General features: G+C 59.4%; 21 protein-coding genes. 15 read left to right on the plus strand and 6 right to left on the minus strand.

Going from position 1 to position 25,521, the window contains the following annotated elements; translation table 11 throughout:
* The first annotated feature begins 90 nt into the window (after positions 1-90).
* The 7 genes from bioB to ACYZUC_RS22765 all read left to right on the plus strand — a co-directional run bounded on the left by bioB (position 91) and on the right by ACYZUC_RS22765 (position 7,181).
* A complete protein-coding gene (gene bioB, locus ACYZUC_RS22735) occupies positions 91-1,146 on the plus strand; it encodes a biotin synthase BioB (protein WP_008024223.1) in 1,056 nt (351 codons plus the stop codon).
* Between the two features lie 137 nt (positions 1,147-1,283).
* Entirely contained in the window at positions 1,284-2,462 is a 1,179-nt protein-coding gene (gene bioF / locus ACYZUC_RS22740) for an 8-amino-7-oxononanoate synthase (RefSeq protein WP_461990529.1), read from the plus strand.
* Entirely contained in the window at positions 2,455-3,186 is a 732-nt protein-coding gene (locus ACYZUC_RS22745) for an alpha/beta fold hydrolase (protein WP_461990531.1), read from the plus strand. Before bioF ends, ACYZUC_RS22745 begins: the two co-directional genes overlap by 8 nt.
* Positions 3,179-4,003: a malonyl-ACP O-methyltransferase BioC gene (gene bioC, locus ACYZUC_RS22750; RefSeq protein WP_461990533.1), complete on the plus strand. Its 825-nt coding sequence runs from the start codon at positions 3,179-3,181 to the stop codon at positions 4,001-4,003. The genes ACYZUC_RS22745 and bioC overlap by 8 nt, the downstream gene beginning before the upstream one ends.
* Entirely contained in the window at positions 4,000-4,680 is a 681-nt protein-coding gene (gene bioD / locus ACYZUC_RS22755) for a dethiobiotin synthase (protein WP_461990535.1), read from the plus strand. The genes bioC and bioD overlap by 4 nt, the downstream gene beginning before the upstream one ends.
* Positions 4,681-4,800: 120 nt before the next feature.
* Positions 4,801-5,097 (plus strand): pyrroloquinoline quinone biosynthesis protein PqqE, encoded by a 297-nt coding sequence (locus ACYZUC_RS22760; RefSeq protein WP_461990536.1) that lies wholly within the window; start codon positions 4,801-4,803, stop codon positions 5,095-5,097.
* A gap of 278 nt (positions 5,098-5,375) precedes the next feature.
* Complete coding sequence (locus ACYZUC_RS22765; protein ID WP_461990538.1) at positions 5,376-7,181, plus strand: phenylacyl-CoA dehydrogenase; 1,806 nt, start codon at positions 5,376-5,378, stop codon at positions 7,179-7,181.
* Positions 7,182-7,259: 78 nt separating this feature from the next.
* Here ACYZUC_RS22765 and ACYZUC_RS22770 read toward each other — a convergent pair whose 3' ends face one another.
* Positions 7,260-9,014, minus strand: coding sequence for a hypothetical protein (locus ACYZUC_RS22770; RefSeq protein WP_461990540.1), 1,755 nt, complete (start codon positions 9,012-9,014; stop codon positions 7,260-7,262).
* Positions 9,015-10,158: 1,144 nt separating this feature from the next.
* On the opposite strand from ACYZUC_RS22770, the gene ACYZUC_RS22775 reads away from it, so the two are divergent.
* The 4 genes from ACYZUC_RS22775 (at position 10,159) to ACYZUC_RS22790 (ending at position 17,598) form a co-directional block, all read left to right on the plus strand.
* Positions 10,159-12,252 (plus strand): cytochrome-c peroxidase, encoded by a 2,094-nt coding sequence (locus ACYZUC_RS22775; protein ID WP_461990542.1) that lies wholly within the window; start codon positions 10,159-10,161, stop codon positions 12,250-12,252.
* 141 nt (positions 12,253-12,393) lie between these two features.
* Positions 12,394-13,680 (plus strand): GGDEF domain-containing protein, encoded by a 1,287-nt coding sequence (locus tag ACYZUC_RS22780; protein ID WP_461990544.1) that lies wholly within the window; start codon positions 12,394-12,396, stop codon positions 13,678-13,680.
* A gap of 90 nt (positions 13,681-13,770) precedes the next feature.
* Entirely contained in the window at positions 13,771-15,567 is a 1,797-nt protein-coding gene (locus ACYZUC_RS22785) for an acyl-CoA dehydrogenase C-terminal domain-containing protein (RefSeq protein ID WP_461990546.1), read from the plus strand.
* A gap of 252 nt (positions 15,568-15,819) precedes the next feature.
* Entirely contained in the window at positions 15,820-17,598 is a 1,779-nt protein-coding gene (locus ACYZUC_RS22790; RefSeq protein ID WP_461990548.1) for an acyl-CoA dehydrogenase C-terminal domain-containing protein, read from the plus strand.
* A 227-nt stretch (positions 17,599-17,825) separates the two neighbouring features.
* Here the strand turns inward: ACYZUC_RS22790 and ACYZUC_RS22795 are convergent, their stop codons facing one another.
* A complete protein-coding gene (locus ACYZUC_RS22795) occupies positions 17,826-18,746 on the minus strand; it encodes a LysR family transcriptional regulator (protein WP_461990550.1) in 921 nt (306 codons plus the stop codon).
* Between the two features lie 169 nt (positions 18,747-18,915).
* Between ACYZUC_RS22795 and ACYZUC_RS22800 the strand changes: the two genes are divergently transcribed.
* From ACYZUC_RS22800 to ACYZUC_RS22815, 4 genes are all read left to right on the plus strand, one after another.
* A complete protein-coding gene (locus ACYZUC_RS22800; protein WP_461990551.1) occupies positions 18,916-20,199 on the plus strand; it encodes an aspartate aminotransferase family protein in 1,284 nt (427 codons plus the stop codon).
* Positions 20,200-20,440: 241 nt separating this feature from the next.
* A complete protein-coding gene (locus ACYZUC_RS22805) occupies positions 20,441-20,797 on the plus strand; it encodes a type II toxin-antitoxin system RelE/ParE family toxin (protein WP_461990553.1) in 357 nt (118 codons plus the stop codon).
* The gene (locus ACYZUC_RS22810) at positions 20,790-21,110 is read left to right on the plus strand and encodes a helix-turn-helix domain-containing protein (protein ID WP_461990555.1); all 321 of its coding nucleotides are present in this window, start codon (positions 20,790-20,792) and stop codon (positions 21,108-21,110) included. Before ACYZUC_RS22805 ends, ACYZUC_RS22810 begins: the two co-directional genes overlap by 8 nt.
* 84 nt (positions 21,111-21,194) lie before the next feature.
* On the plus strand, positions 21,195-21,353 hold the full coding sequence (locus tag ACYZUC_RS22815; protein ID WP_007904205.1) for a YqaE/Pmp3 family membrane protein: 159 nt from the start codon (positions 21,195-21,197) through the stop codon (positions 21,351-21,353).
* A gap of 127 nt (positions 21,354-21,480) precedes the next feature.
* Here the strand turns inward: ACYZUC_RS22815 and ACYZUC_RS22820 are convergent, their stop codons facing one another.
* Genes ACYZUC_RS22820 through pqqC form a run of 4 tightly spaced genes read right to left on the minus strand, consistent with a single transcriptional unit; the run spans position 21,481 to position 25,444 of the window.
* On the minus strand, positions 21,481-23,307 hold the full coding sequence (locus ACYZUC_RS22820; protein WP_461990557.1) for a S9 family peptidase: 1,827 nt from the start codon (positions 23,305-23,307) through the stop codon (positions 21,481-21,483).
* Positions 23,273-24,448, minus strand: a complete 1,176-nt coding sequence (pqqE, locus tag ACYZUC_RS22825) for a pyrroloquinoline quinone biosynthesis protein PqqE (protein ID WP_008024195.1) — start codon at positions 24,446-24,448, stop codon at positions 23,273-23,275. The genes ACYZUC_RS22820 and pqqE overlap by 35 nt, the downstream gene beginning before the upstream one ends.
* Entirely contained in the window at positions 24,420-24,695 is a 276-nt protein-coding gene (gene pqqD, locus ACYZUC_RS22830; protein ID WP_461990559.1) for a pyrroloquinoline quinone biosynthesis peptide chaperone PqqD, read from the minus strand. The genes pqqE and pqqD overlap by 29 nt, the downstream gene beginning before the upstream one ends.
* Positions 24,692-25,444 (minus strand): pyrroloquinoline-quinone synthase PqqC, encoded by a 753-nt coding sequence (gene pqqC / locus ACYZUC_RS22835; protein WP_192416808.1) that lies wholly within the window; start codon positions 25,442-25,444, stop codon positions 24,692-24,694. The genes pqqD and pqqC overlap by 4 nt, the downstream gene beginning before the upstream one ends.
* Positions 25,445-25,521 lie beyond the last annotated feature (77 nt).

Genomic DNA, 25,521 nt, shown 5'->3' on the forward strand with positions numbered 1-25,521 from the left:
CTCTTCCTTAAATATGCCGAACATCCGTGTCGCGTCTGTGGGTATTCCGTCCCCCGACCGCTTGCCCAGCATAAAACAAAGGAAACGCCCATGAGCGCCAGCACCTCTGCAACCCTGCGTCATGACTGGTCTTTGGCCGAAGTCAAAGCACTCTTCGTTCAGCCATTCAATGACCTGCTGTTTCAGGCGCAGACCGTGCACCGCGCGCATTTCGACGCCAACCGCGTCCAGGTTTCCACGCTGCTCTCGATCAAGACCGGCGCCTGCCCGGAAGATTGCAAATATTGTCCGCAGTCCGGCCACTACAACACCGGCCTGGAAAAAGAAAAACTGATGGAAGTGCAGAAGGTCCTCGAAGAGGCCGCTCGCGCCAAAGCCATCGGTTCGACGCGATTCTGCATGGGCGCGGCGTGGAAACACCCGTCGGCCAAAGACATGCCGTACGTGCTGAAGATGGTCGAAGGCGTGAAGGCCATGGGCCTGGAAACCTGCATGACCCTCGGTCGTCTGGACCAGGAGCAGACCGAAGCGCTGGCCAAGGCCGGCCTCGATTACTACAACCACAACCTCGACACTTCGCCGGATTTCTACACCAGCATCATCACCACCCGCACCTACAGCGAGCGGTTGCAAACCCTGGCCTACGTGCGTGATTCCGGGATGAAGATCTGCTCTGGCGGTATCCTCGGCATGGGCGAGTCCCTGGATGACCGCGCCAACCTGCTGATCCAACTGGCCAACCTGCCGGAGCATCCGGAATCGGTTCCGATCAACATGCTGGTGAAAGTCGCCGGTACGCCGCTGGAAAACGCCGAAGACATCGATCCGTTCGACTTCATCCGCATGCTCGCCGTGGCGCGGATCCTGATGCCGAAGTCCCACGTGCGCCTGTCCGCCGGCCGCGAAGCGATGAACGAGCAGATGCAGGCCCTGGCGTTCTTCGCCGGTGCGAACTCGATTTTCTACGGTGACAAACTGCTGACCACCGCCAACCCGCAGGCCGACAAGGACATGCAACTGTTCTCGCGCCTGGGCATCCTGCCGGAAGCGCGCGAAGAGCACGCCGACGAAGTGCATCAGGCCGCCATCGAGCAGGCGCTGGTGGAGCAGAAGAGCAGCGAGCAGTTCTACAACGCCGCCGTCTAACCAACGCGAAACCTTGTAGGAGCGAGGCTTGCCCGCGAAAGAGTCACTGCGGTCGTTCAGTCAGGCCGCGGCGTTCCCTTCGCGGGCAAGCCTCGCTCCTACAGGTTATGTATGTTTTCCTTACTCGCGAGGCCTGCATGTCTTTCGATCTCGCCGCACGCCTTGCTGCCCGTCGTGCCGAAAATCTCTATCGCCAACGCCCCTTGCTCGAAAGCCCTCAGGGCCCGGAAGTGGTGGTCGATGGCCAGCCGTTGCTGGCGTTCTGTAACAACGATTACCTGGGCCTGGCCAATCATCCGCAAGTGATCGAGGCATGGTGCGCCGGGGCTTCTCGATGGGGCGTCGGCGGCGGCGCTTCGCATTTGGTCATCGGTCACAGCACGCCACATCACGAGCTGGAAGAAGCGCTGGCTGACTTGACCGGCCGCCCGCGCGCGTTGCTGTTCACCACCGGCTACATGGCCAACCTCGGTGCGGTCACCGCGCTGGTCGGGCAGGGCGATACGGTGCTCGAAGACCGCCTCAACCACGCCTCGTTGCTCGATGCCGGTTTGTTGTCCGGCGCACGTTTCAATCGATATCTGCACAACGATGCAGCGAGCCTGGCCAATCGTCTCGAGAAAGCCACCGGCAATACGCTGGTGGTCACCGACGGCGTGTTCAGCATGGACGGTGATATCGCCGACCTGCCGGCATTGGCCCGTGAAGCCAAGGCCAAAGGCGCGTGGCTGATGGTCGATGACGCGCACGGTTTTGGTCCGCTGGGTGCCAATGGCGGCGGGATCGTCGAGCATTTCGGCCTGAGCCAGGAAGACGTTCCCGTGCTGGTCGGCACCCTCGGCAAGGCATTCGGTACGGCGGGCGCGTTCGTCGCCGGCAGCGAAGAGCTGATCGAGAGCCTGATCCAGTTCGCCCGTCCCTACATTTACACCACCAGCCAACCGCCGGCCCTGGCCTGCGCGACGCTGAAAAGCCTCGAATTGCTGCGTACTGAACATTGGCGACGTGAGCACCTGAAGACGCTGATCCGTCAGTTCCGCCAAGGCGCCGAGCAGATCGGCCTGGAGTTGATGGACAGCTTCACGCCCATTCAACCGATCATGATCGGCGACGCCGGGCGTGCGGTACGACTGTCGCAGATGCTGCGCGAACGCGGCTTGATGGTCACGGCGATTCGTCCGCCGACCGTGCCCGCCGGCAGCGCCCGTCTGCGCGTGACCCTGACCGCCGCGCACAGCGAGGCGCAGGTGCAGCTATTGTTAAATGGACTGGCCGATTGTTTTCAACAACTGGGACCGGAGCCAAGCCATGCGTAATCGCCTGATTCTGCTGCCAGGCTGGGGGCTCGGAATTTCTCCGATGGAGCCATTGGCGGCTGCGTTGCAGGGGCTGGATGAACACCTGCGCGTCGAGATCGAGCCGTTGCCGGATCTGGAGTCCAGCGACCTTGCTGAATGGCTCGACGAACTCGACTCGGCCGTACCTCAGGATGCGTGGCTTGGCGGCTGGTCGCTCGGCGGCATGCTTGCCTCCGAGTTGGCGGCGCGACGCGGTGATCGTTGCTGTGGCTTGCTGACCCTGGCGAGCAATCCTTCTTTTGTTGCCCATGAACAGTGGCCGAGCGCGATGCCGGGCGAGACTTTTGATGCGTTTCTGGCAGGCTGCAATGCCGATCCGCGCATGACCTTGAAGCGCTTTTCGCTGCTGTGCGCGCAAGGCGCCGAAGACCCGCGCGGGCTGTCGCGGCTGCTGCTCGGTGGTGCGCCAAACGCCTCTGCTGCGGTGTTGATGAGCGGCCTGGAGTTGCTGGCACAACTGGATACCCGTCAGGCGTTGCAGGCGTTTCGCGGCCCGCAGTTGCACCTGTTCGCCGGCCTCGACGGACTGGTTCCGGCCGAAGCGGCGGGGGACTTGCTGGCGTTGCTGCCGGACGTCGAAATCGGTCTGATTGAACAGGCCAGCCACGCGTTTCTTCTGGAAGACCCTCACGGTGTGGCGGGGGCGATCCAGGCCTTTTTGCATGAGTCCGGTGATGACTGATTTATCCCTTCCGCTGCCCCTTCCAAAGCAGCCCGGCGGCCTGCCGGACAAACGCCAGGTGGCGGCGTCCTTTTCCCGCGCAGCGGCCAGCTACGACAGCGTGGCCGAATTGCAGCGTGACGTCGGCAGCCAGTTGTTGAGCCGTTTGCCGGACGATTTCGTGCCCGGTCGCTGGCTGGACCTGGGCTGTGGCACCGGGCATTTCAGTCGTGTGCTGGGTGAGCGTTTTCCTGGCGGTCACGGCGTGGCGCTGGACATCGCCGAAGGCATGCTCAATCACGCGCGTCCATTGGGCGGGGCCACGCACTTCATCGCCGGGGATGCAGAGCGGTTGCCATTGCAGGATTCGACCTGTGATTTGATTTTTTCCAGCCTGGCGGTGCAGTGGTGCGCGGACTTCGCGTCGGTGCTCAGTGAAGCCCATCGCGTGCTGAAACCCGGCGGAATGTTTGCGTTTGCTAGTCTGTGCGTGGGCACACTGTTTGAGCTGCGAGACAGTTGGCGTCAGGTGGATGGCATGGTGCACGTCAACCGCTTCCGCGAGTTCGGGGTTTATCAACACCTGTGTGCGGCCAGCGGTTTGCAGGTCGCGAGTCTGCAAACCTGTCCTCATGTGCTGCATTACCCGGATGTGCGCAGCCTGACCCATGAACTCAAGGCGCTGGGCGCGCATAATCTGAACCCCGGTCGGCCGGGTGGTTTGACCGGCAGGGCGCGGATCCTCGGCCTGGTCGAGGCGTATGAGCAGTTTCGTCAGGCCCAAGGACTGCCGGCGACTTATCAAGTGGTGTACGCCGTTTTGGAGAAACCCTTATGAGCGCAGCGTATTTCATCACCGGGACTGACACCGATGTCGGCAAGACCACCGTGGCTGCGGGTTTGCTGCATGCCGCGCGGTTGGCCGGCCTGAGTACGGCGGCGGGAAAACCGGTGGCATCCGGTTGCGACGTGACGCCCAAGGGCTTGCGCAACGCCGATGCGTTGGCGCTGCTGGCGGAATGTTCGGTGCCGCTGACGTATGCACAGGTCAATCCGGTGGCTTTCGAACCGGCCATCGCTCCGCATTTGGCGGCGCGCGAGGCCGGCGTGGCGTTGACGGTGCAATCGTTGCTGACGCCAATGCAGCAGATTCTGGAGATGCAGGCAGATTTCACCCTCATCGAAGGCGCCGGCGGCTGGCGCGTGCCGCTGGCGGATCAGGACAACCTGTCGGACCTGGCCATGGCGCTGGATCTGCCGGTGATTCTGGTGGTCGGCGTACGGCTGGGCTGCATCAATCATGCGCTGCTGACGGCCGAGGCGATTGCGCAGGATGGTTTGCAACTGGCGGGTTGGGTGGCCAACATCATCGATGCCAAGACTGCGCGTCTTGAAGAAAACCTGGCCACGCTGGCCGAGCGGATCCCCGCGCCATGCCTGGGGCGCGTGCCGAAACTCAAGGTGGTGACGGCAGAGGCGGTGGCGGAACACCTTCAGCTGGATTTGCTGGACTGAAGTTTCAAGTGCTGGTTTTACCTATGACAAGGCACTGTGCCATTAGTGTTTTTGTCGGGTGTTTTGGCCGTGCGTCTGGTTCAATGGCCGCTGTTGATCCTTTGTAGGACGAGTTCTCCCATGGAAATCTCAGGAAGTACCGCTTTTTATGCTGGTCTGAGCACTATTCAGACAGGGCAGAACCGTGTCGATCAAGCCTCCGGCCAGATTGCCAGCAATTCGGTCGAGCGTTCGGTGACCAGCCAGTCCTCCGATGCTCAGGTCAATCGCCTGCGTTCGGTTGATCGCAGCCAGCAGTCGGACCTCGCCAGCAACATGGTCGAGATGGCTCAGGGCAAGTTTCAGGTCGAGGCCGGTGTCAAAGTTGCCAAAGCTTCCGATGAAATGCTCGGTACGCTGATCGATACCTTCGCCTGATCATCTGCTGAAACCGCTCTACCAACGCCGCGACCCTTCGCGGCGTTTTTGTGCGTAAGTCCTTCTCGCCCAACTAAACTTTTCTGCAGGACGTGTTGCTCAGTCAACGGCGTTGCGTTGTCGCGTGTGCAGCTTTGCGCGGGGTGCGAAGACGAACGGCAAAAGATCGGCGCTTGACAAGATTTGGGCGTAAACGTATGTTTCAAACAACTGTTTGACCGTCACAACAAATCAACGCGGTCGTTCATTCCCGGTTACATCAGCAGAGGTTTATCGCTATGCCTGACTACAAGGCCCCCTTGCGTGATATTCGCTTCGTTCGTGACGAACTGCTCGGCTACGAAGCGCATTATCAGAGCCTTCCGGCTTGCTCGGACGCAACTCCGGACATGGTTGACGCCATTCTCGAAGAAGGCGCCAAGTTTTGTGAGCAGGTACTGGCTCCGCTGAACCGCGTGGGTGACACCGAAGGCTGCACCTGGAGCGAGTCCGGCGTTAAAACCCCGACCGGCTTCAAAGAAGCCTACAAGCAATTCGTTGAAGGCGGCTGGCCAAGCCTGGCCCACGACGTAGAGCATGGCGGCCAAGGCCTGCCGGAGTCTCTGGGTCTGGCCGTCAGCGAAATGGTTGGCGAAGCCAACTGGTCGTGGGGCATGTACCCGGGCCTGTCGCACGGCGCGATGAACACCATTTCCGAGCACGGCACGCCTGAGCAGCAACACGCTTACCTGACCAAACTGGTCTCCGGCGAATGGACCGGCACCATGTGCCTGACCGAACCGCACTGCGGCACCGACCTGGGCATGCTGCGCACCAAGGCCGAACCTCAGGCCGACGGTTCCTACAAAGTTTCCGGCACCAAGATCTTCATCTCGGCCGGTGAACACGACATGGCCGACAACATCGTCCACATCGTGCTGGCTCGCCTGCCGGATGCACCGGCTGGCACCAAAGGTATCTCGCTGTTCATCGTTCCGAAATTCATGCCGAACGAAGACGGTTCGATCGGTGCACGCAACGCCGTGTCCTGTGGTTCCCTGGAACACAAAATGGGCATCCACGGCAACGCCACCTGCGTGATGAACTTCGACGCGGCCACCGGTTTCCTGATCGGCCCGGCGAACAAAGGCCTGAACTGCATGTTCACCTTCATGAACACCGCACGTCTGGGTACCGCGCTGCAAGGCCTGGCCCACGCCGAAATCGGTTTCCAGGGCGGCCTGAAATACGCTCGCGATCGTCTGCAAATGCGCTCCCTGACTGGCCCGAAAGCGCCGGAAAAAGCTGCCGACCCGATCATCGTGCACCCTGACGTTCGTCGTATGCTGTTGACCATGAAAGCGTTCGCCGAAGGCAACCGCGCAATGGTTTACTTCACCGCCAAGCAAGTCGACATCGTCAAGTACGGCGTGGACGAAGAAGAGAAGAAGAAAGCCGACGCACTGCTGGCGTTCATGACGCCAATTGCCAAAGCCTTCATGACCGAAGTCGGTTTCGAATCCGCTAACCACGGCGTGCAAATCTACGGCGGCCACGGCTTCATCGCCGAGTGGGGCATGGAGCAGAACGTTCGCGACAGCCGCATTTCGATGCTGTACGAAGGCACCACCGGCATCCAGGCACTCGACCTGCTGGGCCGCAAAGTGTTGATGACTCAAGGCGAGGCCCTGAAAGGCTTCACCAAGATCGTCCACAAGTTCTGCCAGACCAACGAAGGCAACGAAGCCGTTCAGGAATTCGTCGCTCCGTTGGCTGCAATCAACAAAGAATGGGGCGAGCTGACCATGAAGGTCGGTATGGCAGCCATGAAAGACCGCGAAGAAGTCGGCGCGGCCTCTGTGGACTACCTGATGTACTCCGGTTACGCCTGCCTGGCCTATTTCTGGGCTGACATGGCACGTCTGGCGGCCGAGAAACTGGCAGCCGGCACCACCGAAGAAGCGTTCTACACCGCCAAGCTGCAGACTGCGCGCTTCTACTTCCAGCGCATCCTGCCGCGTACCCGCACTCACGTTGCAACCATGCTGTCGGGCGCCAACAACCTGATGGACATGAAAGAAGAGAACTTCGATCTGGGCTACTAAGCCTTAACGCAGTCCTTCAAATAAACCGCCGCTCCTTCGGGAGCGGCGGTTTTTTTTTGCGCTTCCATCAGCCACGGTTTACCACGGGGTCGGGTCCAGGGGGCCGACACCTGTCGGTGTGCTGACGCCTTCTCCGTTACGCAGGAACGGCAGGTGCCAGAAGTCGTTCGGGACAACGGGATCGCCAGGTTTCACGCCTTCCGGAAAGATGAACTCAAACACCGGCGCCACATACTGGCCGGCTGTCAGACCATTGGCCACCGCCAGCCTGCTGGCATTTTGGATGCAGCTGTCGACGGCGGTTTGGGAAGCGGTCAATTGAGGAACGCAAAGTGAGCGCGCAACGACACGCAAGGTACGGGTCGGCTGGCTGAGGAGCCCTGTCGGTGCCTTCGTTGCACGAAGCCTGGCGCGTTGTGGCTGAGGACCAGTGTTCTGGGTCGTGATGCCGCCCGAAGCCCCAAGGCAACTTGCAGCAAGCGTCTGGGCAGGGTTGCATTCGCCCGTCATCTCATAGGGGGTAACCCAGCGATTGGTTTGTAAGCCCGTCGAAGGATCGACGTCTATCAGATAGATGTCGACCGGAGTCTTGATGTCGGTGGTCGATGTTTCCAGGAATATCCGGTCCTGCGTTTCCTGCGCTACACCATTGATGGCCGTTGCCGCAGGGTCGGCGGTACCGATACCAAACTCCCCGATAGACAGGTAGCTGGGCTGCGTACCTGGCTGGGTGTAGATCCCGATGTTCGCTTCAATCGTGTGTGCAGAAATGTAGTCCGGGGTACCCGCTGTCGCAGATTTGAACAATGTGCCCGCGTAGCTGATGAAGTCGCCGACTTCAAAGGGCGCCTGTTGCGTCGGGTCGGGGTCTGTCGCCGTACGCGTAGCGTCGCTGAATCTTTTCATGACGTACTGGCTGCAGTAGACCTGACCCAGCGCCGGAGGCGAAAGCTCGCCGCTGGCTGGAGGCGTTACACCGGCCTGGCTGAAGTTCCGGCAGTTGTTGGTGGTGGTCGGAGTCACCACTTTTGGCCGGTTTTTCTGTGGGCAGAGTGTGTCGTCACCGGAAATCGTGCGTGGCACGCACATCGGGTAGCCAGTGGCGGAGTGAATCGTCGGGTTCGCGTCGTCGACGGAGAAACGAGGATCGGGACTTTGGGCGCGGCCAAAGCGCCCATTCGGATCGTTGATCTGGATGATGGTCGGTTGAAGCGGGGTACCGCTGTCAATTTCGATGTTGCCGGTGGTGTAGTCGATCCTGGAAATGTAGCCGCTGCCAGCGTTGGTGGATTGCTGGGAGACAAAGATCAACCCGGCGATCTGCTTGTTGGCGACGGTATTGCCAACCACATGTATTTCGAACGAGGGGTACGACAACGGCGCTTTGTTAAGGGCCAGCGGTCCGCCCCTGACAAAGTCAGCCCAGGTCAGGGTATTGGCCGGCATCTGGAGAACCGTGTTGCAGGGGACTGTGATGGTTACTCCGTTCAGTTGGACCGTGCCCCCGAAACGGCCGGGATCGCTGGTATTCGGGCAGTTCACATTGGAGGGATCCAGGGTCATGTTCTGGATAAAACCCGTGATGTCGAAGCCGTGAATCGCATCCGGGTTGGTGAATACCGGATCGGGCAGTGTGGGGGTCGAGAACGGTGAGGGAGCGCCCTTGACGGGTTTGGCGGTTCCCCCTCCTTTTGCAAATACATCACCTCCTCCTCCAACGGTCAGTGCAACGGCGACTGAACAGGCCAGCAGCGCGTGGCGACCGAGCATAAGGTTAAGTCGTTTGTGGAGCGGCGGTATAGCGAGCGTCTTTGTGTGTACAGATAAGCTCATGGTTCTCTCCAAAATCTTGCAGGACCAGTTTCCGGCCAATCGACTCTCAGGCCTGCTGATGCGCTGAATCCTGCGCAAGAAAGACGGAAAGGCATGAGCGTCGAGTTGGCTCGATCCAGAGGGAGAGTGACGGTGGTGCTGTACGGTCGATACGTGATCGCCACTCACCCTTCAGACTGCATTACGCGATGTGTTGGCCGGTTAGGGACACGATCGCGAGAGACATTTCCTTGAGCCTGGGGCGTACATAGCAGTTGTCGTGCCTGACCGGCACACATAGTTGTTAGTGCATTGAACATACGGGCTGCGCCGCTGTTGCTGGCATTGCGCGAAAGGCTGCCGAGTGATATTCACCAATATAGGGGGGGATATATGCCCATATTAGGGAGTTCAGTAATTGGTTTTTAGTGTAGTTCCTGACTGGTTTTCCATAATTAAGTTAATGAGAAATGTTGTCTATATGTACTCTGAGTGGGAATGGTTGGCAAGCAGTATTCTTGTGGTCTTCGCAATTAAAGTTGTTTTGAATTTTATATAAAAAAAGCCATAGCTCACGCAGTGCAACTTGCGCACGCATGGAACTACTGTGTTTGATACATGCTTGTCCGTGGGTGTAAGCAATAACTCTGCCAGCTTATCTAAAGGGGGCATCGATACGCTATAAGTCTTGTATATCAATATCTTAAGTCTTGTTGTTGGGTTCCGGTCCATGGCTGTTGGGGAATGCCACCCAGATATGGGGGGGGACTACACCGATAATGATGGATAGTGTTAAACGGCTGTTGATGTGCTCCTCGCGGGGGTTTTGCTAAGCGGTTTTTACGGGCGGGCGTCAAAATAAAAAAATATTGATTTTTTCTGCTGAAATGTTTTGTTACAGCTAAAGTTGGATTGAGCGCCTCGAAGGCGCAGCAGCGCAAAGTTTAACTAAAGCCTGAGCCAAGAGAGTACTTTGCCAGTGGTGCTTTGCCCTGCCTGCCAATTTTTTAATTGGTTTGGTCGCAGGTGCAAATAGCAGGATTCATGGCGATGAGTTCATCTCGCAACAGGAAAATCACGGAGCCTGGCTACTCCGTGCTGAATCGAGAACGTCTTCATGGTTAAGTACTTGAGCATCTTTCGAACTCGCCGTCTGGCCTGTGCAATGACGAGCGTTCTGTTTGCCGGTGGACTGCCGGTCATGAGTGCATGGGCCGCCGCCGCGCCCGAGGTCAATCCGCCTGTGCCCGACGTGCCCACTCTGCAATCCTTGCGTGGCATGACACCCCCTGACCCCTCGGGAACCGAAGGCGGACGCAAAGTCGATCTGATGACCGACTATGTCCTCAATCGCAGCGCGGCGATTCGTTTAGGCAAGGCCCTGTTTTGGGACATGGAGGTTGGCAGCGACGGCGCCACCGCCTGCGCGTCTTGCCACTTCCACGCCGGGGTCGATCACCGGATAACCAACCAGATCAACCCCGGCCAGGCGAACACCAATGCCAACGTCGCGTCGATCTTCAACAAGCCTTTTGTAGCCTCGGATATCCCCGGCGACGTGGCGTCATACGTGACCCTGTCCGGCGGCAAGGGCGGCCCGAACTACACACTCAAGAAAACCGACTTTCCCACCCACGTGCTGGCTGATCCGCTCGATCGCAATTCGCCCATCCTCTATTCGACCGACGATGTGGTTGGCTCGCAAGGCGTATTCGACGCCAACTTCGTCAAACCCCGTCAATCACGTTTCGACAAGTGCACGCAGCAGCCGGACGGTATTTTCCAGGTGGGCGGGATCAATGTCCGTCGTGCGACAGGGCGTAACGCGCCGACGGTGATCAACGCCGCGTTCAACGTGCGCAATTTCTGGGATGGTCGGGCCAACAACGTGTTCAACGGTTTTTCGCCGTTTGGCAATCGCGACCCCGATGCCGGGATTTTCGTCACCAGCGATAGCAGCGGGGTAGCGACCAAAGTGCGGCTGGCGCTCAAAGATGCGTCTGCCGCCTCGCAAGCCGTTGGGCCACCCGGCAGCGCGGTAGAAATGTCCTGCGGCGGACGCACCTTTGCGGACATCGGCCGGCGCATGCTCGACACGCTGTTGCTCAAAGGGCAGCAGATTTCCTCCACCGATTCAGTGCTGGGCCCGGTTTCCGGTACATCCCGGCCTACCTATCGTGAACTGATCAAGGCGGCTTTCCATCCACGGCTGTGGAACGCCACGCAACAGGTGTCCCTCGGCGGCGCTCCGTTTACCCAAATGGAGGCCAACTTCTCGCTGTTCTTCGGACTTGCGATCCAGATGTACGAATCGACCCTGATTTCCGACCAGGCGCCGCTGGACGCCTACCTGCAAGGTAATCATCAGGCAATGAATGCCCAGCAAGTCGAAGGAATGAATCTGTTCCTCGGTAAGGGCAAGTGCATCAGTTGCCATGGCGGCGCGGAATTGACCAACGCCGGCAGCCGTTTGCTGTTTCATCCGCGCGAGCGCATTGAACGGATGGTCATGGCCGACAACCTGACCACGCTCTACGACAACGGTTTTTACAACACCGGAGTACGCCCGACGTCGGAAGACCTGGCGCTTGGCGGGACAGACGCGTGGGGCAATCCGCTGTCGTTCACCCGTGAATACAACACGCAAATCCAGGGCGGCAACGTGCCTGACCCGCTTGACGTCGATGTCTGCACTTTCGAAGTGCCCTTGAGCGCGGCACTCCCCTGCGATGCGACGCTTAAACCCAATGTCGGTTTCCGCGATGCGGTGGATGGTGCCTTCAAGACCCCGACGCTGCGCAACATCGCGTTGACCGGTCCGTATTTCCACAATGGCAGCCGGGCGACGCTTAAACAGGTCATGGAGTTCTACAACCGTGGCGGTGACCGGCGTGGCTCGGAAGCGAACAACACCAGCGGCTTCAATCATCCCAGTGTGAATCAGCACAACACCTCGAACCTCGATCCGGACATGACGCCCCTGAACCTGACGCCCGATGAAATCGATGCCCTGGTGAAGTTCATGGAGGTCGGCTTGACCGATCCGCGCGTGGCGTGGGAGCAAGCGCCGTTCGATCATCCATCGCTGGTGATTCATCAAGGCCACGTCGGGGATGAAAATGCGGTCGTGGCAAAACCGGTCAATCCGAAGATTACGACCCAGCGGGCCGTGGATGCGGTGGTGAAACTCAAGTCGGTCGGCGCAGAGGGGCGCAAAGTGAAAGAAGGGCCGTTGCAGCCGTACTACAACGACCTTTGATGCTTCATTCCGTGTAACTGGCGACAGTCAGTTACACGGCGTCAAAAAAACCTTATCAAATCACTCAGAAAATCAGGGGCACTGCCGTTAAAGTGGTGGGCACAATGCCATCTATAGATATGACGGGTCGGAGCTTTACCCTTGCCGCGTTCTTCCGCTGTACGTTTCAGTCATTTCCTACCGTCACTTCTGCTTTTGCTTGCGGGGCTGGCGGCTGCGTACGTCAAGGATCTGAACGTCTTCTTCACTTCGCTGTTCAACGTGCTGCCTACGTTGGTGCTGTTGCTCGGCGGCGCTTATTGCGCGGTTTACCGACGTCAGCGTGAACTGTTTCTGATGGTCACGGTGTACATCGCCTACTACCTGCTCGACACTCAGACCGACTATTACCGCGACAACGGCAGAGTGCGTGAAGACGCCGCCGTGGTCTTTCACCTGTGCTGTCTGTTACTGCCGCTGATGTTTGGCATATTCGCCGCGTGGCAGGAACGCACCCATCTGTTCCAGGACATGATCGCGCGTTTCGCGGTGTTGCTGGCCGTCGGCAGCGTGGCGTTGGGCCTGGAGCAAAGTTACCCACAGGCGCTGTTGATGTGGCTGTCGGAAATCCGCTGGCCAGCCCTGCATGGCGCGTGGATGAGCCTGATTCAGCTGTCCTACCCCGTGTTTATCGCCTCGTTCCTGCTGCTGAGCTGGCAATACTGGCGCAACCCCAGACCTTTGCACGCCGCCCAGCTGGTGGGGCTGCTCGGGTTGTTCTGGGCGTTGCCGAAGACGTTCATCCTGCCGTTCACCTTGAACATCATGTGCAGCCAGGTGATGTTGATGATTGCCGCGGCAGTTGCCCATGAAGCCTATCAAATGGCCTTCCGCGATGAGCTCACCGGTTTGCCTGGCCGCCGCGCGTTGAACGAACGCATGCAGCGCCTGGGGCGCAATTACGTGCTGGCCATGAGCGACGTCGACCACTTCAAGAAATTCAACGACACCCACGGCCACGACGTCGGCGATCAGGTGCTGCGGCTGGTAGCCAGCAAACTGTCGAAAATCGGCGGCGGCGGTAGGGCGTATCGCTACGGCGGTGAGGAATTTGCGCTGGTGTTCGCGGGCAAGACGCTTGAAGAGTGCATGCCGCACCTGGAAGTCATCCGCGAATCCATCGCCACCTACAACATTCAACTGCGTAACCAGGACAACCGTCCTCAGGATGACCAGCAAGGTCGTCAGCGTCGTTCCGGGTCAGGGGCTTCGAGTGTGTCGGTCACCGTCAGCATTGGCGTCGCCGAACGCGTGGAGCAACGCAACCCGGAAAAAGTGCTCAAGTCCGCGGACGAGGCGCTCTACGCCGCGAAAGGCGCGGGGCGAAACTGCGTGGTGGCTTACGGTCAGAACCGTCGTGGTGCAGTGCGCGAGGTGGCTGCGGGTTGAGTGATGATGGCGCATTCAGCGTCTGGACTGTGATTGTGAGGCGTGGTCGGCGGCAGTAGGTTTGATCAATCTGCTGCCGGAGAAATGACCATGCCCGAGTACAAAGCTCCCCTGCGCGACATGCGCTTTCTGATCGACCACGTCTTCGACTTTCACAGCAACTACGCCGCTCTGGGCGCCACGGATGCCAGTCCGGACATGGTCAATGCGATCCTCGAAGAAGGCGCGAAGTTCTGCGAGAACGTGCTCGCACCGCTCAATCGCAGCGGCGACGAAGAGGGCTGCCATTTCGACAACGGCGTGGTGACAACGCCTACAGGCTTCAAGCAAGCCTTCGCACAATACGTCGAAGGTGGCTGGCATGGTCTGGCGGCCGATCCCGCTTATGGCGGCCAGGGCTTGCCGAGTTCCCTGGGACTGGTCATCAGCGAGATGGTCGGGTCCAGCAACACTTCCTGGGGCATGTACCCGGGCCTGACGCACGGCGCGATGTCGGCGATCCACGCCCATGGCACCGAAGAACAGAAAAACACCTACCTTAGCAAACTCACCGCGGGCCAATGGACCGGCACCATGTGCCTGACCGAAGCCCATTGCGGCACAGACCTGGGCATCATCAAGACCCGCGCCGTGCCGGCAGCCGATGGCAGTTACGCGATCTCCGGCAGCAAGATTTTCATCTCTGCCGGCGAACACGACATGAGCGACAACATCATTCACCTGGTGCTGGCGAAACTACCGGATGCGCCTGCGGGCACCAAGGGCATTTCGCTGTTCATCGTGCCTAAATACCTACCCAATGCCGAAGGTGAGGCGGGTGCGCGCAACGGCGTTTCCTGCGGCTCGATCGAACACAAGATGGGTATCAAGGCCTCGGCCACCTGCGTGCTGAACTTCGACGAGGCCAAAGGCTTTCTGATCGGTGAGCCGAACAAGGGCCTGAACTGCATGTTCACCATGATGAACCATGCGCGTCTCGGCACCGGGATGCAGGGTTTGTGTCTGGGGGAAGCGAGTTTTCAGGGGGCGATCAAGTACGCCAATGATCGTTTGCAGATGCGTTCGCTGACCGGTCCGAAAGCACCGGAAAAAGCCGCCGACCCGATCATCGTTCATCCTGATGTGCGTCGAATGTTGCTGACCATGAAGGCCTTCAACGAAGGCAATCGCGCGCTTACCTACTTCACTGCGCAACTTCTGGATGCCGCGCACCTGAGCCCGGATGAAACCGCGCGGCAGGACGCCGAAGACCTGTTGGCGTTCCTGACGCCGATCTGCAAGGCCTTCATGACCGACACCGGGCTGGAAGTGACCAACCACGGGATGCAGGTGTTCGGCGGCCACGGCTTCATTCGTGAGTGGGGCATGGAGCAGTTGGTTCGCGATTGCCGGATTGCACCGATCTACGAAGGCACCAACGGCATTCAGGCGCTGGATTTGCTCGGGCGCAAAGTGCTCGGCAGCCAGGGCAAACTGCTACGCGGTTTTACCAAAATCGTTCACAAGTTCTGCGCGGCGAACGCCGATCATCCGCAACTCGCCAGCTACGTGGCGCAACTCAACGGGCTGAATCAGCAGTGGGGCGAACTGACCACTCAGGTCGGCATGGCCGCGATGAAGAATCCGGACGAAGTGGGTGCTGCGTCGGTGGATTACCTGATGTACAGCGGTTACATCATCCTCGGTTACTTGTGGCTGCGCATGGCGCTGGTGGCTCAGGCGCAGCTGGATGCGGGCAGCGGCGATGCCGATTTCTGCCGGGGCAAACTGGCGACCAGCGAGTTTTACTTCAAGCGATTGCTGCCACGCACCGCCGCTCATCGCGCGGCCATCGAAGCGGGTAGCGATTGCCTGATGAAGCTGCCGGCTGAGTTGTTTGCGCTGTAACGGTTGCGTTTGAAAAGCTTCGCGGGCAAGCCTCGCTCCTACAGGGTTTGCGCCATTTTAAATTTGGCGCACGACCTGTAGGAGCGAGGCTTGCCCGCGAAGGCGTTCTGGCAGACACAAAAATGCAATGACCAAAAATTACAAAACGGTCACGGCCTGACCCTATGTGTCGCAAAAGTTGTTGGGTTACACTCGGACCCAACGAAAACACTCTTCCTACGAATCACCTGTAAAGATCCTGCGAGGTTTGCCATGGCTGACTACAAAGCGCCGCTGCGCGATATGCGCTTCGTCCTCAATGAAGTGTTCGAGGTCGCCAAACTCTGGGCCGAGTTGCCTGCACTGGCCGATACCGTCGACGCAGAAACCGTTGAAGCCATTCTTGAAGAGGCCGGCAAGGTCACCAGCAAAAGCATCGCGCCCCTGAGCCGTGCGGCTGACGAAGAAGGTTGCCATTGGGCGGACGGTGCTGTCACCACGCCGGCAGGTTTCCCACAGGCTTATCAGACTTACGCTGAAGGCGGTTGGGTCGGCGTCGGTGGCGATCCGACCTACGGCGGCATGGGCATGCCCAAGGCGGTTTCGGCCCAGGTCGAAGAAATGGTCAACTCCGCGAGCCTGTCGTTCGGTCTGTACCCGATGTTGACCGCCGGTGCTTGCCTGTCGATCAACGCCCACGCCAGCGACGAACTGAAAGCCGCTTACCTGCCGAACATGTACGCCGGTGTCTGGGCCGGTTCCATGTGCCTGACCGAGCCGCACGCCGGTACAGACCTGGGCATCATTCGCACCAAGGCTGAGCCTCAGGCGGACGGTTCCTACAAAGTCAGCGGCACCAAGATTTTCATCACCGGTGGCGAACACGACCTGACCGAGAACATCATTCACCTGGTACTCGCCAAACTGCCGGATGCACCAGCGGGGCCGAAAGGCATTTCGCTGTTCCTGGTGCCGAAGTTCATGGTCAATGCCGATGGCAGCCTCGGTGCACGTAACCCGGCGACCTGCGGTTCGATCGAACACAAGATGGGCATTCAGGCCTCCGCGACTTGCGTGATGAACTTCGACGAAGCCGTGGGTTACCTGGTCGGCGAGCCGAACAAAGGCCTGGCGGCGATGTTCACCATGATGAACTACGAGCGTCTGGGCGTCGGTATCCAGGGCCTGGCCTCTGGCGAGCGCTCTTACCAGAACGCCGTTGAATACGCCCGCGACCGCCTGCAAAGCCGTTCGCCGACCGGCGCGCAGAACAAGGACAAAGTGGCCGACCCGATCATCGTCCACCCGGACGTGCGTCGCATGCTGCTGACCATGAAAGCCTCGAACGAAGGCGGCCGTGCTTTCTCGACTTACGTGGCCATGCAACTGGACACCGCCAAGTTCAGCGAAGATGCGACTACCCGCAAACGCGCGGAAGACCTGGTAGCGCTGCTGACCCCGGTAGCCAAGGCGTTCCTGACAGACCTTGGTCTGGAAACCACTATTCACGGCCAGCAGGTTTTCGGCGGCCACGGTTACATTCGTGAGTGGGGCCAGGAACAACTGGTTCGCGATGTGCGCATCACTCAGATTTACGAAGGCACCAACGGCATCCAGGCGCTGGACCTTGTCGGGCGCAAGATCGTTGGCAGCGGCGGGGCGTTCTACAACCTGTTCGCCGACGAGATTCGTCACTTCACCGCGACGGCCAGTGCTGACCTGGACGAGTTCACCAAGCCGCTGAACGATGCCGTGACCACCCTCGACGAACTGACGGCGTGGTTGCTGGATCGGGCGAAAAACAACCCGAATGAAATCGGCGCGGCTTCGGTCGAATACCTGCAAACTTTCGGTTACGTGGCTTACGCCTACATGTGGGCACTGATGGCCAAGGCCGCCTTCGGCAAAGAAGCGCAGGACGATTTCTACGCGAGCAAATTGGGCACGGCGCGGTTCTATTTCGCTCGCCTGCTGCCGCGTATTCACTCGTTGAGTGCGTCGGTGAAGGCCGGTAGCGAGTCGCTGTTCCTGCTGGACGCGGCGCAGTTCTGACGATGTAACGTCATGTAAGCATTCTCTTACATGACGTGCTGCTTTTCTCCCATAGATGCAGATTGGATCCACGGCTAATCTACTTCACATGGACGTCGCGCAGGAAGCGCAAAGCAACAACACGGACACGTAGGATTCTGCCAGGACGGCGGAGTGAAATGGATGTCAGGGAAACAGTCTGCAAAGCCCCGCTTCGGCGGGGTTTTCTTTTGCCCGCAGAAAAGTAGTCAGCTCATCCCGTCCAGGGTTGTGGGGGCTTCATTCGGGCCGTTCATCACTTCTTCCAGCAATGTCCGCAACAAAGCCAATGACGCTTGTTGCCGTTGCACATCGCGACACACCAACCCGACTTTCAATGGCACCCGTGGCTCGGTCAGCGGCTTCCAGAGCAGTTCGTCATTGCCCAGCATCTTCTGCGAGCGGCCGGGCAGGACGGTCGCCAACCGGGTGTGCGGCAGGCTGTCGAGAATCCCCGCCATGTTGTTCAGTTCGGCCTGCACCTGCGGGCGTCGTCCCAGGCTGGCCAGTTGTGTTTGCCAGATCTGCCGCACCTGAAACTCTTCACCCAGCAGCAACATCGGCAACTCGGCGGCCTGACTCATGGAGACTTTCTTGAATTCGCGCAGCGGGTGATCCGCCGGGATGACCAGTGTCAGTTCATCTTCGTACAGCATCACGCCGTGTAGCCCCGGCTGACGGGGCGGCAGGTAACTGATGCCGATGTCCAGCGAACCGTTGAGCAACCGCCGTTCGATTTCCAGTCCCGTCAGTTCATAGATCTGCACCACCAGGTGCGGCTGCGCCTTGCGCACGCGTTCGAGCATCTGCGGCACCAGGCTGGTGTGGACGGTTTGCAGCACGCCAATGGCCAGGGTGCGCAGCGCTTGTCCCTTGAAGTTGCCCAATGCTTCACGCGCCCGTTGCAGGCCATCGAGCAAGGGCAGGGCGTGGTTGTACAGCGTGTGCGCGGCCAGGGTCGGCAGCAAGCGTTTACTGCTGCGCTCGAACAGGCTCACATCGAGGTGTTGTTCGAGCTGGCGAATCTGTTGGGAGAGTGCCGGTTGGGAGATTGAAAGCCTCTCGGCGGCCCGGCCCACATGGCCCTCTTCGTAGACCGCGACGAAATAACGCAGTTGTTTAAAATCCATAAGTTTTGCTTATCGAAAATACTGGGAAATCGAAATGGCTCAAGGCCCTGCCTGAGCCTAGTCTAACCGCATTCACAGGGCTTACAGGGCCATAGAACGCGATGATTACCGTTTACGCCGAAGGTGTTTACATAGGTAAGACAAAACACCTCAAACGAGGTGTTTTCGGATGAATTTGTTCAATTTACGGCGCAATGCTCCCAGCCTTGATGACCTGAGCGCGGACACTTTCCTGCCGTACAGAAGTGACAATCTTTCCAGCGAGTGCCTGATGCCCAGTGTCGAGCGGCCGAAACAGATTTTTGTGCGCGGTCAGGGCTCCTGGTTATGGGACAGCGAAGACCGCGCCTATCTGGATTTTTCCCAGGGTGGCGGGGCCAATAGCCTCGGACATAGCCCTTCGGTACTGGTCAACGCAATCACGGCGCAAGCTCAATCGTTGATCAATCCCGGTTTTGGCCTGCACAACCGCGGCATGCTCAACCTCGCCGAGCGGCTCTGCGTCAGCACTGGCAGTGATCAGGCGTACCTGCTCAACAGTGGCAGTGAAGCCTGTGAAGCGGCGATCAAACTGGCGCGCAAGTGGGGCCAGCAACATCGCGGCGGTGCGTCGCGGATCATCGTGGCCAACAACGGTTGCCATGGCCGTAGTCTCGGGACGATTCCGGCGTCGGACAGTTCCAGGCTGACCAACCGCTTCGAGCCGCAACTTCCAGGCTTCAGCCACGTACCGTTCAATGATCTGGCCGCTCTGCACGCCGCCGTTGACGCCCGGACCGTGGCAATCATGCTTGAGCCGATACAGAACGAAGCCGGGGTAATTCCCGCCACCGAGGATTACCTCAAGGGCGTCGAACGCCTGTGCCGTGAGCTTGGCATCCTGTTGATCTTCGACGAAGTGCAAACCGGTCTTGGTCGACTCGGCACCTTACTCGCGGAACAGTCCTACGGTGTGCGAGCCGATATCGTCGTCCTCGGCAAAGGCCTGGGCGGTGGTGTGCCCTTGGCGGCGCTGCTGGCGCGGGGCAAGGCCTGCTGCTTCGACGTCGGCGAGCTGACGGGCACTCACCATGGCAACGCGCTGATGACCGCTGCGGGTCTGGCGGTGCTCGATAGTGTGCAGGACAAGGGCTTTCTCGAGCATGTCAGGGAAACCGGCCAGCACTTGCGCGAAGGCATGGCACGCCTGGCTCATCGCTATGGACACGGCGAACTGCGCGGTCAGGGATTGCTCTGGGGTCTGACCCTGTCCGACGATTCGGCTGACGCCGTAGTCAAAGCAGCGCTGTACGAAGGCTTGCTGCTCGACGCCCCGCAAGCCGATTGCCTGCGATTCACCCCAGCGCTTACGGTCAGCAAATCCAACATCGACGAAATGCTCCTGCGCCTGGCCCGCGCGTTTTCCCGCGTGCGCACCGCACAACTGCAATGCCGCAAAGGGATTGCCGTCTGATCAGAACCGCCCTACACGAATTCCCGAACCGTCTCGCGGTATAACGCATCGCCTCACGTTTGATTCTTTTGACGTGGGGCGTTTTTTTGTCTCTGCGTTTTGCCGGATGCACTTCGTCGCTTGAACGGGAGCTAAATCGGTGGCTTTTTAGAAAAGCCGGCAGGGAGTGCCGGTGCCAGTGAAGGATTCCTGGTTTTGATTTCTATACCACTCAGTGGTATGTTTTTTGGAAGGGATGCCGATGTCACCGAGGTTGTTCAAGACAAAGCGTTTTGCGATGCAGGCGGGTAAGGCCTGGATTGGTGATGATGAGCTTCGGGAGGCATTCACCGAAATGCTCAAGGGCCAGGCAGAAAGTCTCGGCGGCGGGGTTTGGAAGAAGCGTTTGAATGCCAATCGCCACCGCTCGATTGTTGTGGCAAAGGGCGGTCGTTACTGGATCTATCAGTTCCTCTATGCCAAGAAAGATCAGAGCAATATCAGTCAGGCCGATTTGATCGGTTTTCGGAAAGTGGCGAAGACCTACGAGGGGCTAACAGAGTTGCAAGTCCAGTACCTACTGGATTCGAGGGAGTTTTTGGAGATATCTCATGAGTAAAAAATTCAGAAGTGAGGCGTTGGAATCAGTTCACGAATCCGCCAGTGCCTTGTACGCCATTGGCGCAATCAGCAAGGCAACCATGCGCGAATTCGATGAATCCTGTCTTGCGACGGTGCCGGACGCGATTCCTGCGGAGCAGATCAAAGCACTGCGCGAACGCAACAACGTCAGCCAGCCGGTATTTGCGCGTTATCTGAACACCAGTGCTTCGACGGTCAAACAGTGGGAAGCAGGGGCCAAACACCCCAGTGGCATGGCGCTGAAGTTGTTGAGCATTGTTCAGAAACATGGTCTGGAGATACTGGCCTGAGGAACAGTACTGAACCCTGACGAACGGTGTTGGTCGATTAGAAGCAAGGCTCATATGAGCCCACTTCAATTCAGGAGCTGCCCCATGGACTTCATTCGCATCATCATCGCCATTCTGTTGCCGCCACTGGGTGTGTTTCTGCAAGTCGGTTTCGCTGGTGCGTTCTGGCTGAATATTCTGCTGACGTTGTGCGGTTATATTCCGGGGATCGTGCATGCGGTGTACATCATCGCCAAACGCTGAAAGCTGCAGCGTTTTATGGATCGCCTTCGCCGGCAAGCCGGTCTCGCTCCCACATGAAATCGCGTTCCCCTGATAGAACTCGGTCGAATGTGGGAGCGAGCCTGCTCGCGAAGGGAACGACGCGGTGTCAGCTGGCGAGCGCCATCACCCGCCGATAAAACAACCACTCCTGCTCCAGCGCATGGGCCTGATTGCCCGCCTTGCGGAAGCCGTGACGTTCGTCCGCGTAATAATGCGCCTGCACCAGAATGCCGTTTTGCTGCAGCGCCTCGGCCATATCGCGGGTCTGTTGCGGCACGACCACAGCGTCCAGTTCGCCCTGAAAGAAAATCACCGGCACGCTGATGTTGCTCGCATGCAGCAGGGGCGTGCGTGCGGCGTAGCGCTCGGCGTCCAGCTCAGGATCGCCAATCAGCCAGTCCAGGTAATCGCCTTCGAACTTGTGGGTCGCACGGCCCAGGGCAACGGGATCGCTGACACCGTAAAGGCTGGCGCCGGCGCGAAAGACTTTCTTGAACGCCAATGCACACAGCGTGGTGTAGCCGCCGGCGCTGCCGCCGCGAATAAACGCCTGGTCGCCGTCGATCAATCCACGCTCGGCGAGATGGGCGACTACCGCGCAGGCATCTTCCACATCCACTTCACCCCAACTCAAATGCAACGCCTGGCGATAGGCCCGGCCGTAACCGCTGCTGCCACGGTAGTTGAGGTCGGCCACGGCGAAGCCTCGTTGCGCCCAGTACTGGATGCGCGGATCAAGCATCGGGTAGCACGCCGATGTCGGGCCGCCGTGGATGAACACCACCAGCGGCGGTTTCGCTGCGCCGTTCATTGCCGGGTAGAAAAAACCGTGAGCCTCGCCCGAACCGCTCGGGTAGCGCAGGGTTTGCGCGATGCTGATCTGATCCGCGGGCAGCGGCGCGACTCCACCGGCCAATACCCTGACGGCTCGGGTCTTGCGGTCGATGGCGATCACGGCCGACGAACTGACTGGCGAAGCGGCAATGCAGTAGATGAATTGTTCATCCAGTGCGAGATGTCGGAATCGGCTGTAGTCCCCGGTGAAATCTTCTGTAGCGTCACCGCCAATGCCCAGTCGGCCGAATCCGCCTTCGGTCCAACTGGCCAGATAGCTGTTTTCACCTAGGGGCAGCCAAGTGCAACCCCCCAACTGCCAGGGCGCTGGCCCATGATCAGCCTCAGCGCTGGGCAACGGGCGCAACACATCGGAAGACTCCGCCCACGGCTGCCAGTAACCGCCGCGATCCGTCAGACACAACAGCCGGCCACGGTCATCGAATCGCGGTTGTTGCAACGACTCCTGAATATCTTCACCCGCCAGGCAACGCGCTTGAGCGTAACGGCCATCGCTCTGGCGCTCGGCAACCATCAGGCGCGTCGCGGTCCATGGCTGGTCCGGACGGCTCCATTCGATCCAGGCCAACCGCCGAGCATCGGGGCTCAGTGTCGGCGCGGCATAAAAGTCAGCACCCTCGGCCAACAGATGCCGCGTGCTGTCCGCCAGGTCGATGGCCACCAGGCGATGTCGATCCCGATGTTCTTCAACGGCCAACACGTGCCCGTTGGCAAACTGCAGATCGCCGTAGCGGCATTCACCGGACGTCAGCACTTGGGGCGGTTCGCCTGTCAGCGATTGGCGATACAGCTGCTGATCCGCCTCGTTGACGAAAACTATCCCGTCATCTGTCAGACAGAACGCTCCGCCGCCATATTCGTACACCCGACTGCGCACGCTGAAACCCATTGGCGTCAGGCAATGCGCCTGGCCATCACGCCAATGCCAGATTCGACAAGCGGCGTCCTCGGGACGGTACTCGTTCCAGAACAGGCCATGCGGGCCAACCTGCAGTTCGGCAAAGTCGATACCGGCAGCGACCGCTTTGGCGGCGCTGAAGGGTTCAGCTTTTTGCGATGAGTCGTGAGTTTCGTTCATTGCGAAAGGCCAGTTGTTCGATGGTCTGGGTCGCGTGCTCGGCTTCTTCGCGGGCCTTGAGAATCACGCCGTGATGTTCCGATTTGCTGCACACCGGGTCGGCGTTGCTGGCGTCACCGGTGAGCATGAAGGCCTGGCAGCGGCAGCCACCGAAGTCCTTTTCTTTCTCGTCGCACGAGCGGCAGGGCTCGGGCATCCAGTCGTAACCGCGAAAGCGGTTGAAGCCAAACGAGTCGTACCAGATGTGCTGCATGCTGTGGTCGCGCACGTTAGGAAACTGCACCGGCATCTGTCGGGCGCCGTGACACGGTAGCGCGGTTCCGTCCGGGGTTACTGTCAGAAAAATACTGCCCCAACCGTTCATGCAGGCTTTCGGTCGTTCTTCGTAATAGTCCGGCGTGACGAAAATCAGCTTGCACGGATGCCCTTCGGCTTCGAGTTTGGCGCGGTATTCGTTGGTGATGCGTTCGGCACGGACCAGTTGTTCCTTGGTCGGCAGCAGACCGACCCGATTGAGCTGCGCCCAACCGTAGAACTGGCACGTGGCGAGTTCGACGAAGTCTGCCTCAAGGGCGATGCACAGCTCGATGATCCGGTCGATCTTGTCGATGTTGTGCCGATGGGTGACGAAATTCAGCACCATCGGATAACCGTGTGCTTTCACTGCGCGAGCCATTTCCAGCTTTTGCGCGAAGGCCTTTTTCGACCCGGCCAGCAAGTTGTTCACCTGCTCGTCGCTGGCCTGGAAGCTGATCTGGATATGGTCCAGGCCGGCCTTCTTGAAGTCGCTGATTTTCTGCTCGGTGAGGCCGATGCCGGAGGTGATCAGGTTGGTGTAGAAACCCAACTTGCGCGCCTCGGCAATCAGTTCGGCGAGGTCTTGGCGCACCAGCGGTTCGCCGCCGGAAAAGCCCAGCTGCGCCGCGCCCATTTCCCGTGCTTCGCGGAACACCTTGATCCACTGTTCGGTGCTCAACTCTTTGCCTTGCTCGGCGAAATCCAGTGGATTGGAGCAGTACGGGCATTGCAGCGGGCAGCGATACGTCAGTTCGGCCAGCAGCCACAGCGGCAGGCCGATTTCCGGTTTGGGCGGTAACTTGTCCGACACGGAATCAGGCAAGTTCGATCCAGTGCTGAGCACGGGCGACCTCCATGAATTGCTCGATGTCATCACCGAGCTCCGGCACGCCGGGGAACTGCGCGTCCAGTTCGGCGATGATCGCCGCGACGTCACGTTCGCCGTCGATCAAACCGCCGATCAGCGCGGCGCTTTCATTCAGTTTGATCATGCCTTCCGGGTACAGCAGCACATGGCCTTTCTGCGCCGGTTCGTACTGGAAGCGGTAGCCGGGACGCCAGTTCGGGGTCTTGCTGCGATCGAAACTCATAAGCTGATTCCTTTGTGCCAGACCCGTTGCTCGGTCACGCTGTGATACGGCGGGCGTTTTAGTTCGTAGGCCATGCTCATGGCATCGAGCATGCTCCAAAGAATGTCCAGTTTGAACTGGAGAATTTCCAACATGCGCTCCTGGCCTTCCCGCGTCGTGTAGTGCTGCAGGGTGATCGCCAGACCGTGTTCGACATCGCGGCGCGCCTGGCCCAGACGGGTGCGGAAATATTCGTAACCGGCCGGGTCGATCCACGGGTAATGCTGCGGCCAGCTGTCGAGACGCGATTGGTGGATCTGCGGCGCGAACAGTTCGGTCAAAGAGCTGCTGGCGGCTTCCTGCCAACTGGCTCGGCGGGCGAAGTTGACGTAGGCGTCCACTGCGAAACGCACGCCGGGCAACACCAGTTCCTGCGATCGCAGTTGGTCCGGGTCGAGGCCGACGGCCTGCCCCAGACGCAGCCACGCTTCGATGCCACCGTCTTCGCCGGGGGCGCCGTCATGGTCGAGCAGGCGTTGAATCCACTCGCGACGGATTTCCCGGTCCGGGCAATTGGCCAGAATCGCGGCGTCCTTCAGGGGGATGTTCACCTGATAGTAGAAGCGGTTGGCGACCCAGCCCTGGATCTGCTCGCGGGTTGCCCGGCCTTCGTACATCGCCACGTGATAGGGGTGATGGATGTGGTAATAGGCGCCCTTGGCGCGCAGGGCGGCTTCGAATTCGGCGGGGGACAGTGGGGTGTCAGTCATTTCGGTCTCCGGGGGAATAACCGGTGGATTCTGTTGTGTCTGTTCGGACGCTTTCGCGGGCAAGCCTCGCTCCTACA

The organism is Pseudomonas sp. GT1P32 (assembly GCF_054897805.1).

Coding starts and splice junctions, on each gene's coding strand:
- bioB (WP_008024223.1), top strand. CDS start 91: ATGAGCGCCAGCACCTCTGCAACCCTGCGTCATGACTGGTCTTTGGCC.
- bioF (WP_461990529.1), top strand. CDS start 1,284: ATGTCTTTCGATCTCGCCGCACGCCTTGCTGCCCGTCGTGCCGAAAAT.
- ACYZUC_RS22745 (WP_461990531.1), top strand. CDS start 2,455: ATGCGTAATCGCCTGATTCTGCTGCCAGGCTGGGGGCTCGGAATTTCT.
- bioC (WP_461990533.1), top strand. CDS start 3,179: ATGACTGATTTATCCCTTCCGCTGCCCCTTCCAAAGCAGCCCGGCGGC.
- bioD (WP_461990535.1), top strand. CDS start 4,000: ATGAGCGCAGCGTATTTCATCACCGGGACTGACACCGATGTCGGCAAG.
- ACYZUC_RS22760 (WP_461990536.1), top strand. CDS start 4,801: ATGGAAATCTCAGGAAGTACCGCTTTTTATGCTGGTCTGAGCACTATT.
- ACYZUC_RS22765 (WP_461990538.1), top strand. CDS start 5,376: ATGCCTGACTACAAGGCCCCCTTGCGTGATATTCGCTTCGTTCGTGAC.
- ACYZUC_RS22770 (WP_461990540.1), bottom strand. CDS start 9,014: ATGAGCTTATCTGTACACACAAAGACGCTCGCTATACCGCCGCTCCAC.
- ACYZUC_RS22775 (WP_461990542.1), top strand. CDS start 10,159: ATGACGAGCGTTCTGTTTGCCGGTGGACTGCCGGTCATGAGTGCATGG.
- ACYZUC_RS22785 (WP_461990546.1), top strand. CDS start 13,771: ATGCCCGAGTACAAAGCTCCCCTGCGCGACATGCGCTTTCTGATCGAC.
- ACYZUC_RS22790 (WP_461990548.1), top strand. CDS start 15,820: ATGGCTGACTACAAAGCGCCGCTGCGCGATATGCGCTTCGTCCTCAAT.
- ACYZUC_RS22795 (WP_461990550.1), bottom strand. CDS start 18,746: ATGGATTTTAAACAACTGCGTTATTTCGTCGCGGTCTACGAAGAGGGC.
- ACYZUC_RS22800 (WP_461990551.1), top strand. CDS start 18,916: ATGAATTTGTTCAATTTACGGCGCAATGCTCCCAGCCTTGATGACCTG.
- ACYZUC_RS22805 (WP_461990553.1), top strand. CDS start 20,441: ATGTCACCGAGGTTGTTCAAGACAAAGCGTTTTGCGATGCAGGCGGGT.
- ACYZUC_RS22810 (WP_461990555.1), top strand. CDS start 20,790: ATGAGTAAAAAATTCAGAAGTGAGGCGTTGGAATCAGTTCACGAATCC.
- ACYZUC_RS22815 (WP_007904205.1), top strand. CDS start 21,195: ATGGACTTCATTCGCATCATCATCGCCATTCTGTTGCCGCCACTGGGT.
- ACYZUC_RS22820 (WP_461990557.1), bottom strand. CDS start 23,307: ATGAACGAAACTCACGACTCATCGCAAAAAGCTGAACCCTTCAGCGCC.
- pqqD (WP_461990559.1), bottom strand. CDS start 24,695: ATGAGTTTCGATCGCAGCAAGACCCCGAACTGGCGTCCCGGCTACCGC.
- pqqC (WP_192416808.1), bottom strand. CDS start 25,444: ATGACTGACACCCCACTGTCCCCCGCCGAATTCGAAGCCGCCCTGCGC.